This is a genomic window from Limnohabitans sp. Jir72, from assembly GCF_003063575.1.
GTDB lineage: Bacteria > Pseudomonadota > Gammaproteobacteria > Burkholderiales > Burkholderiaceae_C > Limnohabitans_A.
In genome coordinates, this window is record NZ_NESC01000002.1 from 356,335 (window position 1) to 366,515 (window position 10,181).

Below are 10,181 nucleotides of genomic sequence, written 5' to 3' on the forward strand. Positions count from 1 at the left end.
GTGGCCCGCCAGCAGGAACCTGGCTTGAAGCATCCTTAGGCAAAGTTCAGCGCCCGCTGACAGCCTGGCCCAGGCCAGTGACCGGGCTTATTCAAATCACTCCGGGCGACGGCGCTGCTGCACCGCCTGCGCCAACGCATCCAGAACCGGCACCGTCTGCTCAAAGCTGATGCAAGCGTCGGTGATGGACACGCCGTATTGCAGCGGCTGACCGGGCTTGAGGTCCTGGCGGCCTTCGTGCAAGTGGCTTTCGATCATCAGGCCCATGATGCGGCGGTCTCCTGCCGCCACCTGCGCGGCCACATCGTGCGCCACCTCGATCTGTTTGGCGTGCTGCTTGCTGCTGTTGGCGTGCGACACGTCCACCATCACCTGCGGTGCGATGCCCGAGGCCTCCAGCGCCTTGCAGGCGGCATCCACATCGGCGGCCGAATAGTTGGGCGCTTTGCCACCACGCAAGATGATGTGCACGTCCTGGTTGCCGCGCGTCTCAAAAATCGCCGCCTGGCCCATCTTGGTCATGCCCATGAAGGCGTGTGGCGCTTTGGACGCCACCACCGCGTCAGCGGCCACTTTGACGCCGCCATCGGTGCCGTTCTTGAAACCCACTGGGCACGACAAGCCGCTGGCCAGCTGGCGGTGGCTTTGGCTCTCGGTGGTGCGCGCCCCGATCGCACCCCAGGTGACCAGGTCGCTGATGAACTGCGGGCTGAGCAAATCCAGAAATTCGGTGGCGACAGGCAGGCCCAAATCGATGATCTCCAGCAGCAACTTGCGGGCCATCTCCAGCCCCTGGTTCATGGCAAAGCTGTCGTCCAGGTGCGGGTCGTTGATGTAACCCTTCCAGCCCACCGTGGTGCGCGGCTTTTCAAAATACACACGCATCACGATCTGCAGGTCTTTGGCATGTTTGTCCGCCTCGACCTTGAGCAGCTTGGCATACGCTATGGCCTGCTCGTGGTCATGAATCGAACACGGCCCAACCACCACCACGAGGCGATCGTCTTGGCCTTGCAGCACGTTCGAGATGTCTTGCCGCGAACGCTCGACCAGCGCCAAGTGCGCAGGCGATGCAGGCAAGCGCTCCTCGAGCAGCGCAGGCGTCATGAGGGGGCGCACCGAAGCGATGCGGGTGTCGTCGATGCGGGTTTTGTCTTGGGTAGAAAGCATTTCAGGGCCTGTGTCTGTATCAATCGATCTTGATCTTGTTGCGCACGATGATGTCGCGGTAAGTCTTCGTGTCTTGCTGGATGCGTGCGGCCAAGCCTTTGGCGCTGGCGTCATCCACCTTCCAGCCTTGCAAAAAAAGTTTCTGGCGGATCTCGCGCGAGCCGAGGATTTTTTCAAGTTCCTGGCTCAGTCTGGCTTGGTGGGCCGCAGGCATGCGGGCCGGGGCCATCACCGCGTTCCACACTTCGATGTTGACGCCTTTGGCACCGATCTCCTCCATCGAGGGCAAGGTCGGGGCAAGCGGGGTGCGCTTGGCCGAAGAAACCGCCACGGCTTCGAGCTTGCCCGATTGCACCAGCGGGTTGACCGTCGAGGCGGGCAACAAACTCATTTGCACCTGCCCACCGATGATGGCGTTCAGGATGGGTGGGCCACCGTTGAAAGGCACATGCATGGGCCCAATGCCCAGCGCCTGCTTGAGCAACTCCATGCCCAAATGACCGCCCGAGCCAGGACCCACCGAGCCATAAGCTTGCTTGTCGCCATCGGCCTTGAGCTGGCTGATGAACGAAGCCAAGCTGCGCTCGGCCGCGGGCTTGGCGGTCACCCACACCAGCGGCGCGGTGCCGATCAGCGCAATCGGCGCGAAATCAGTGGCCGGGTCATACGGGAGTTTGGCGTACAGGAATTTCGAACTGGTCAGCGGACCGTTGCCGATCACGCCGATCGTGTGCCCGTCTTCGGCCTTGGCGATGGCATCGGCGCCGATGTTGCTGCTGGCCCCGGGCTTGTTCTCGACCACCACCGACTGGCCCAGAGCCCGGGCCAAGGGCTCGGCGATCAAGCGGGCTTGGACATCGGGCGAAGACCCGGCCGGGTAGCCCACGATGATGCGAATCGGTTTGGTCGGCCATGGCTCTTGTGCGGGACTCACCAAGGCCACGCCCACCACCATGAGCGACAAGACACAGCGGCTTGCTCGCGTTAAAAAAGATCGTTTTTGCATGCGCTTGCTTCGAAACATCCGGGTCGTCATTGTGAAGCGAAAATAGAGCATCACCTTGTCCACGGCCCAGCCACTGCCCGAAAGTTTGCCCATGAGTCCCACCCCCATCAGCCCCCAAGTGCTTGAACAAGCCCTGTCCGAACTGTTCGCCCCCTGGGTGCAGGCCCTGAACCTGAAGGTGGAGTGCCTGGACACCGTTGGCGTGACCTTGCGCCTGCCGCAAAGCGATCAGCTGTCGCGTATGGGCGGCATGCTGTGTGGCCAGGCCATGATGGCTGCGGCCGACACGGCCATGGTGCTGGCCTTGATCCAGCACTTTGGAACTTTCCGCCCTTGCAGCACGGTGCAGCTGTCCAGCACCTTCATGAAGCCCCTGTCAGGCCAGGACGCCCTGGTCACCGCCCGGATTTTGCGGGTGGGCAAGGCCATGGCTTTTGGCGAGATTGATCTGGCTGGGGCCGATGACGGCAAGAGCGTTTTCAGGGCCAGCACGACCTACGCTTTGATGTAAGGCGAATACCGGCTGAGCTTGGCTACAATACGTTCATTCTTGTTTTGAGGTTACTCATGTCCGCTCACAACGACGCACACACATCTGACGATCCCGTGGAAAACGTGGTCAAGCACATCCCTGTGATTATTCCGGCCGCTGGTGCTGTGCTGATTTTCCTGCTGGCCTTCATCGCCGTTTTCATGGCCTGAGGCCTTCAGCCCCCTGGGGCGCAGGCAGTTGGCCTCACCCTCCCCAACCCGCAACAGCTTTGGCTTTGCGGGTTTTGTTCTTTCAGAGCATCATCAGACGCCATCGCCCACCTCTCGCACCGGCATGATGTGCAAAGCCCCCGGGGCAATGAGCAATTGCACCCAAGCCCCCGCTGCAGCCTGCAACCGGTCCAGTACGCGGGTCGTCAAATTCAAGGTAATGCATTGGTCAGGCAAGTCTTCTGGCACCAAGGTGCACAGACTGATTTCACCCAAAAGCAAGACCTCTGCCAAACGGCAGCGCAAGCGTGTGGCTTCGGCTTCGACCACCTCCAACACCGCACCATCCGCCATCACATCCACTTGTTCGCCATTGAGCACCCAAGTCACCGGGGTGTCGTCGTCGATCTTGTTTTTGTCCACCACCTTCAATGCAATCTTGGCGTCCAAAGGGTCTGAACCTGTCCAGCACAAACGCCCCCAGCCCTGGCTGTCTTTGAAGAAACGCCCAGCAAAATGGTTCTGAATGCCGACCAACTCGGCCACACGCGCATTGCGCGGACTGGCAAACACGCGCGCTGGCGCACCAATCTGGAGGGTCTGGCCCGCGTCCACGATCACCACGCGGTCCGCCAAGCGTCGTGCCTCGGCCAGATCATGGGTCACCAGCACCATTGGCACAGTCACCTTTTGACGCAATGCGGCCAACTCTCGATAAAGCGTCTGTCGCGTCGGCGCATCCACAGCCGAAAAAGGCTCGTCCAACAACAGCACGCCTGCCAATGCCTGGCTGACTGGGGCCTGCGGTTCGGGCATGACGCGCACCAAAGCCCGTGCCAAGGCTACGCGTTGCTGCTGCCCACCCGATAAGTGAGCAGGCCTGCGCTCGGCTAAGGTGGCCAAACCCAAACGGCTGAGCAAGGCCTGCACATCTGCTTCAGACCATCCAGGGCCAGCGGCAAGCGCCACATTGGCCAAGGCCGTCATGTGCGGAAACAAGGCGTAATGCTGAAACACCAGACCGGCACGGCGCTGCTGCGGTGTAAGCTGAACGCCAGCGGCCGTGTTGAGCCAATCTTGTGCCGCCACACGGATGTGACCTTGCATATCCGGCGGTGTCCATAAACCTGCGATGGCACGCAGCATGCTGGTCTTGCCACTGCCCGATGGGCCGACCAAGGCCACCAACTCACCGGCACCGCAGTCGAATTCGGCTTCCAGCCGTATCGGGCTGTTCGATTGGAGTTGAACCTGCAAGCCGTGCATCAACGCTCCTGCAGGGCGCGGCCGCGCTGGCCCACCCGATCAAACGCCAGCACCAAGGTCAGCGCCAGCAAGGACACCCCCACCAGCGCCAGGGCCATCACATGGGCAGACGCCAGTTCCATGCCTTGCACCTTGTCATAGAGCGACACAGAGAGGGTGCGGGTTTCGCCTTCGATGTTGCCACCCACCATCAGCACCACGCCAAACTCGCCCAAGGTATGCGCCACTGTGAGTGCCATGCCCGCCAACAAGCCGGGCCAGGCCAGTGGAAACTCGATGCGCCAAAACGTTTGCCAGGCCGACAAACCGGACACCCAAGCGGCTTCGCGCAGGCTGTTGGGCACGGCGGCAAATGCCCGTTGAATGGGCTGCACCATGAACGGCAAATTGACCAGCACACTCACCAGCAGCAAGCCCGGCATGGTGAACACCAGCCGCCACCCAAGGGTGTGGGCCAGCCACGCGCCCAGGGCGCTGCCTTGGCCCAGCGCCACCAGAAAGTAAAACCCGATCACCGTTGGCGGCAACAGCAATGGCAAGAACAACAAAGCCTCGATGAGCGGCCGTCCCACCCAAGATGTGACCGCCAGCCATCGCGCCAAGGCCAAACCCAGCGGCAACAACACCAACGTGGTCCAGGCGGCCAGAATGAACGAAACCTTGAGAGCAGACCAATCCATGCGCGTGATGCCGTATGTGAATAAGGCTTGAATTATTGCGGCAAGCCGTAACCATGGCGCACCCATACAGCTTGCGCTGCAGGGCTCAGCAAAAAGCGGTGCCAATCCCGCGCGGCAGAACCGGCACCTTGCAACAAGACCATGCGCTGGTGCAAAGGTGCATGCAAGGCTTCAGGCAGTGGCACAAAACGCAGGCTCGCCGTCAATTCGGGCGCGGTGGCCAAGGCCAGCGCAGTGATACCCGCCTGCGCTGCGCCCGTGGCCACAAATTGTGTGGCTTGCCCGATGTTTTCTCCCAAAACAAGTTGTTGGGTACCCAGCGGGCCAGCCCCCGTGCGCTGCAACACCTGCTGCGCGGCCAACCCATACGGAGCCAAGGCCGGGTTGGCAATGGCAAATTTGTCGCCCGGTTTCATGGCCTTGACCGTCGCTTGCACACCTTGCATGAGCGGCAGTGCTGAATTTTGAGGCACCACCAGCGCCAAGCGGCCCTGCGCGTAGCGCTGCCCGGCATCGACCGTGCGCCCTGCTTTGGCCAATTCAGCCACACGTTCTTCATCGGCCGAGATGAATTGCTCGACGGGCAAACCCTGCAAAATCTGGCGTGCCAAGTTACCGGATGCACCAAAATTCACATCCACCTCAACACCTGTTTGTTGCTTGTAAAGTCCCATCAGGTCAGCGAGTACAAACTTCAAATTACTCGCAGCAGCAATCTTGATCCGCACCGGTGCTTGTGCCTTGGCCACAAAAGGCCAGGCACACGACACCAGCAACAAGCAGCGTCGGTCGTTTTGGAACCGATTGAATCCAAGCTCGCGCATAACGTAATGCATTTTTTGCATAGATTTAAGGTCGTTTTTCTCTGAATTGACAGGCACGAAACGGACAGCCTCCCTAAAATCGAGGCCCCGCAGTTACATGGCGGTTACATGCTTGGATAACGCCAGTATGTCAGTGCCCGATTCGTTTTTTCAAAGTCCCTGCTCAGAGCCTTTGAAAAAACGATTTTTAAACTTTGGAGCTTTCCCATGAACTCACCCGTGATGCAGGGCCTGAACCTCAATACGCCGGCTTACGTCAAAAACGCCAAGCTGATCGCCTGGGTCGCCGAAATGGCCGCCCTTTGCAAACCCGCCAACATTTACTGGTGTGACGGTTCACAAGAAGAGTATGACCGCCTGTGCGCTGAATTGGTCACTGCGGGCACCTTCAAAAAGCTCAACCCCGCCAAGCGCCCCAACTCGTTCCTGGCTTGCTCTGACCCGTCGGACGTGGCCCGCGTGGAAAACCGCACTTACATCTGCTCGGCGCAAAAAGAAAATGCCGGCCCGACCAACAACTGGATGGAACCCGCGCAAATGCGCACCACACTGCAGCCCCTGTTTGACGGCTGCATGGCTGGCCGCACGATGTACGTCGTGCCTTTCTCGATGGGCCCCTTGGGTTCGCACATCAGCCACATCGGCATCGAGCTGACCGACAGCGCCTACGTCGCCGTGAACCAGAAGATCATGACCCGCATGGGCAAAGCCGTGTTTGACGTGCTGGGCACCAACGGCGACTTTGTGCCCTGCATGCACACTGTGGGCGCTCCTTTGGCTGCTGGCCAAAAAGACACCACCAGCTGGCCTTGCAACCCCACGACCAAATACATCGTGCACTTCCCCGAGACCCGCGAGATCTGGTCTTACGGTTCGGGCTACGGCGGCAACGCGCTGCTGGGCAAGAAGTGTTTTGCGCTGCGCATCGCCTCCAACATGGGCAAAGACCAAGGCTGGTTGGCCGAGCACATGCTCATCTTGGGCGTGACCAACCCCGAAGGCAAGAAATACCACGTTGCGGCCGCTTTCCCCAGCGCCTGCGGCAAAACCAACTTCTCGATGCTGGTGCCGCCCAAGGCCTTTGAAGGCTGGAGCGTGACCACCATCGGCGACGACATCGCCTGGGTCAAGCCCCACACCGACGGCAAGATGTACGCCATCAACCCCGAAGCCGGTTACTTTGGCGTCGCTCCTGGCACCAACATGAAGACCAACCCCAACTGCATGCTGAGCCTGCACAAGGACGTGATCTTCACCAACGTGGCCCTCACGGACGACGGCGACGTGTGGTGGGAAGGCATGGAAAAAGACACCGGCAAGCTGCCCGACCATTTGATCGACTGGCAAGGCAAGGACTGGACACCCCAGATCGCCAAGGAAACCGGCGCCAAGGCCGCTCACCCCAACGCCCGCTTCACCGTGGCCGCGGCCAACAACCCCGCACTCGACCCCGCCTGGGACGACGCTGCAGGCGTGCCGATCGACGCCTTCATGTTTGGCGGCCGCCGCTCAACCACCGTGCCACTCGTCACTGAAGCGCGCAGCTGGACCGAAGGCGTGTACATGGCCGCGACCATGGGCTCTGAGACCACCGCTGCCGCCTTTGGCGCGCAAGGCGTGGTGCGCCGCGACCCGTTCGCGATGCTGCCGTTTTGCGGCTACAACATGAGCGACTACTTCCAGCACTGGCTCGATACCGGTGCCAAGGCCGAGGCCGCTGGCCACAAGCTGCCCGCCATGTACTGCGTGAACTGGTTCCGCAAGGGCGAAGACGGCTCGTTTGTCTGGCCTGGTTACGGCGACAACATGCGCGTGCTGAAATGGATGATCGACCGCCTGGAAGGCAAAGCCGCTGGCCAAGACACCATGTTCGGCGTGGCCCCTACTTACAGCGAAATCACCTGGACCGGTCTGGACTTCAGCGCCGATCAGTTCAAGTCGGTCACCAGCATCGACAAAGCCGCTTGGCAAGCCGAATTCAAGCTGCACGACGAGCACTTCGCCCAGCTGTCTTACCATCTGCCCAAGGCGCTGCTGGACACCAAGGCCGATTTAGAAAAACGCCTCGGCTAAACCCTTGCGGCATTGCGCTTGATCGGCGCAACACCATGAAACCGCCCCGGCCATAAACCGGGGCGGTTTTTTATGGAACCCAGACGACTCGGCCATCAATCGCGTAGGCTTTGCAGCCTTGTGCTCGCTTTTCACAGCGCGAAAGAGCCCGGGAAAGTGCGTCAGGACTTTCATTTTCCAAGTTTTGTGGTTGGCCCCATGTGGAATTCCAGGTGCCATCGGGTGCAATCACAAAGGCTTTTGGTGGTGTTTTGCTAACCCAATCACGATAGCCTTCACGGCCCCGTGCGTTCAGATAAGGCACGGCATCCACATCGGCCACTGCTGCGAAATCTTTGTCGACATCCACACTTGGCGTGGAGATGACAGTGGGTCTTGAAGTAATGCATTTTTTGAGAATTTGCGCCTGACTGATGGCATCGTATTCACCTTTAAGTCTTGCATATTCGGCTTCTTGCTGCTTGGTTCCACCCAAAGCGAAAAGTGCTGGCCAAAACAAAACAGCACCCACAACGCCAATGGCCTTGTCATTGCTGGCGGCCTGATCCAGCCTGACGCCCAACTGCTTCACCCTGACCAAAATCCTGTTGGACTCCTGCGCCAGTTGATCACAATCGTAAGATTGGTACTGAACAGGCGAGATGTACTCAGCAGTGATTTTTTGAGATGCAGTTGAACACCCCACCAATACAGCCGCCACACTTAAAACGGTCATTGTTTTTGAATACATAGGATCTCCAAAAAATACACATAGACCCAAATATAACCAATTCAAAGAGCATATTTGTCCAGTCACCCACACCCTTTCAATGGTAAAAAAAACACCCTTCTCATCGCTGCTGTCTTCTCGCCACCGTCTGGCCCTGTGGCTTTTGTGGTTCACCCCGGCCATGTGGTCGGTCAATTACATCGTGGCCCGCACAGCGCCCGGGGTGGTGCAGCCCCATGTGCTGGCCTTGGGCCGCTGGGGACTGGCCGGTCTGGTACTGGCCTGCGTGGCCCGCCATGAACTGTGGCACCAACGCCAAAGCACCCTCAAAGCAGCTTGGCAATACCTGGTGCTGGGTACCCTGGGCATGCTCATTTGCGGCGCCTGGGTTTACCGGGGCGCACAGACCACCTCGGCCATCAACATCGCCTTGATCTACGCAGCCTCACCCGTGCTGATCACGGTAGGCGCGGTCTTGTGGCTGGGCGAGCGCTTTTCTTGGCGGCAAGCGGCGGGGGTGCTGATCGCCATGGCGGGGGTTTTCCATGTGGTGGTCAAGGGCCAATGGCTGTCGCTGGGCCAAGTGCAATGGGTGGCGGGCGACGGCTGGATCGTGCTGTGCATGGTGGCTTGGGCCGCGTATGCCCTGCTGCTCAAGAAATGGCCCAGCCCTTTGGGCGCCACCGCACGGCTGGCCGCTACGGCCTTGGGCGGTTCGCTGGTCTTGCTGCCCTTTGCAGCGGCTGAATGGTGGGCTGCCGACCGGCCAGCCTGGTCCGCCACCGCCACCTGGCTGGTGCTGACCGCAGCCGTGGTGCCGGGCATCGGCGCTTACTGGGCTTACGGGTTTTGTCAAAAAATGCTCGGTGCCAGCCGCGTGGCCGCCAGCCTGTACCTGGGTCCTTTGTATGGCGGCTTGACCGCTTGGGCCGTGCTGGGCGAGCCCATGGGCTGGCACCACATCTTGGGCGCGGGCCTGATCTTGCCGGGCATTTACCTGGCTTCCAAACAAGTGCCTGAGACAGCCAAGTCCTGAAAGCGCGAGCCCCATGAAAAAAGCCTCCCGAGTGAACTGCACCCCAAAAGTTGGACACCAATCCAACCTTTGGGGTGTTTTTCATGACGAAGTACGACGAGAAATTTAAAAAATCTGTTGTTCAAGATTACTTAGCCGGTGGGGGTGGCTACACAAAGCTTTCTGCCAAGTACGGAGTCAATGATGGACAGATACGGCATTGGGTGGGCGCCTTTCTTCAAAACGGCGATAGTGGGCTAACCAAGAAGTCCAGTCATTACAGCGCTGAATTTAAGCTGCGTGTCCTAGAGCACATGTGGCGCGAAGAGCTTTCGTTTAACCAGACCATTCACTTGTTTGATCTGCGCGGGGGCACTGGAGTTGTCTCGGATTGGGAGCGCAAGTACCATGAGGGCGGTATCACAGCATTAGCTCCCAAGCCCCGAGGGCGCCCAAAACCGATGAAACCTCCCGAACCCACTACGCCCTCTAGCGAGCAGCCCGTGCAGGACAAAACGTTGCAAGAGCTGCAACGCGAAAATGAGTACTTGCGAGCGGAGGTGGCTTATCTAAAAAAGTTGGATGCCTTAGTTCGAGCCAAGCAGCAGGCTGCGCAGACAAAGCGAAAGCCCTGATCGAACTAAGGCAGCATCACCCCTTGGCCACTTTGCTCCAGGTGGCCGAGCTGCCTCGCAGCACGTTTTACTACCAAGTCAAGGCGCTGCAAAGGGATGAC

11 protein-coding genes are annotated in these 10,181 nt (G+C 59.6%); 5 read left to right on the plus strand and 6 right to left on the minus strand.

Features of this window, described 5'->3' with window-relative positions:
• Nucleotides 1-96 precede the first annotated feature (96 nt).
• Together B9Z52_RS04705 and B9Z52_RS04710 are read right to left on the minus strand one after the other, a co-directional pair.
• Nucleotides 97-1,170: a 3-deoxy-7-phosphoheptulonate synthase gene (locus B9Z52_RS04705; RefSeq protein WP_108412674.1), complete on the minus strand. Its 1,074-nt coding sequence runs from the start codon at nt 1,168-1,170 to the stop codon at nt 97-99.
• Between the two features lie 19 nt (nt 1,171-1,189).
• Entirely contained in the window at nt 1,190-2,125 is a 936-nt protein-coding gene (locus tag B9Z52_RS04710; RefSeq protein ID WP_369907850.1) for a Bug family tripartite tricarboxylate transporter substrate binding protein, read from the minus strand.
• Nucleotides 2,126-2,267: 142 nt separating this feature from the next.
• Between B9Z52_RS04710 and B9Z52_RS04715 the strand changes: the two genes are divergently transcribed.
• On the plus strand, nt 2,268-2,687 hold the full coding sequence (locus tag B9Z52_RS04715) for a PaaI family thioesterase (protein WP_108412675.1): 420 nt from the start codon (nt 2,268-2,270) through the stop codon (nt 2,685-2,687).
• A 56-nt stretch (nt 2,688-2,743) separates the two neighbouring features.
• A complete protein-coding gene (locus tag B9Z52_RS18195; RefSeq protein ID WP_255350435.1) occupies nt 2,744-2,878 on the plus strand; it encodes a hypothetical protein in 135 nt (44 codons plus the stop codon).
• A 93-nt stretch (nt 2,879-2,971) separates the two neighbouring features.
• Here the strand turns inward: B9Z52_RS18195 and B9Z52_RS04720 are convergent, their stop codons facing one another.
• The 3 genes from B9Z52_RS04720 to modA are packed head-to-tail and all read right to left on the minus strand — an operon-like array spanning nt 2,972 to nt 5,648.
• On the minus strand, nt 2,972-4,144 hold the full coding sequence (locus B9Z52_RS04720) for an ABC transporter ATP-binding protein (protein WP_108412676.1): 1,173 nt from the start codon (nt 4,142-4,144) through the stop codon (nt 2,972-2,974).
• Nucleotides 4,144-4,824 carry a molybdate ABC transporter permease subunit gene (modB, locus tag B9Z52_RS04725; RefSeq protein WP_108412677.1) on the minus strand — a complete coding sequence of 227 codons (681 nt, stop codon included), beginning with the start codon at nt 4,822-4,824 and terminating at the stop codon, nt 4,144-4,146. Before modB ends, B9Z52_RS04720 begins: the two co-directional genes overlap by 1 nt.
• Before the next feature lie 32 nt (nt 4,825-4,856).
• A complete protein-coding gene (gene modA, locus B9Z52_RS04730) occupies nt 4,857-5,648 on the minus strand; it encodes a molybdate ABC transporter substrate-binding protein (protein WP_233251812.1) in 792 nt (263 codons plus the stop codon).
• Between the two features lie 207 nt (nt 5,649-5,855).
• On the opposite strand from modA, the gene B9Z52_RS04735 reads away from it, so the two are divergent.
• A complete protein-coding gene (locus tag B9Z52_RS04735) occupies nt 5,856-7,721 on the plus strand; it encodes a phosphoenolpyruvate carboxykinase (GTP) (RefSeq protein WP_108412679.1) in 1,866 nt (621 codons plus the stop codon).
• A 70-nt stretch (nt 7,722-7,791) separates the two neighbouring features.
• Here B9Z52_RS04735 and B9Z52_RS04740 read toward each other — a convergent pair whose 3' ends face one another.
• Entirely contained in the window at nt 7,792-8,451 is a 660-nt protein-coding gene (locus tag B9Z52_RS04740; protein WP_146182786.1) for a hypothetical protein, read from the minus strand.
• A gap of 79 nt (nt 8,452-8,530) precedes the next feature.
• On the opposite strand from B9Z52_RS04740, the gene B9Z52_RS04745 reads away from it, so the two are divergent.
• Nucleotides 8,531-9,466, plus strand: a complete 936-nt coding sequence (locus tag B9Z52_RS04745; protein ID WP_108412681.1) for a DMT family transporter — start codon at nt 8,531-8,533, stop codon at nt 9,464-9,466.
• An 83-nt stretch (nt 9,467-9,549) separates the two neighbouring features.
• Nucleotides 9,550-10,080, plus strand: a complete 531-nt coding sequence (locus tag B9Z52_RS04750; RefSeq protein ID WP_108411841.1) for a helix-turn-helix domain-containing protein — start codon at nt 9,550-9,552, stop codon at nt 10,078-10,080.
• The last annotated feature ends 101 nt before the right edge of the window (nt 10,081-10,181 follow it).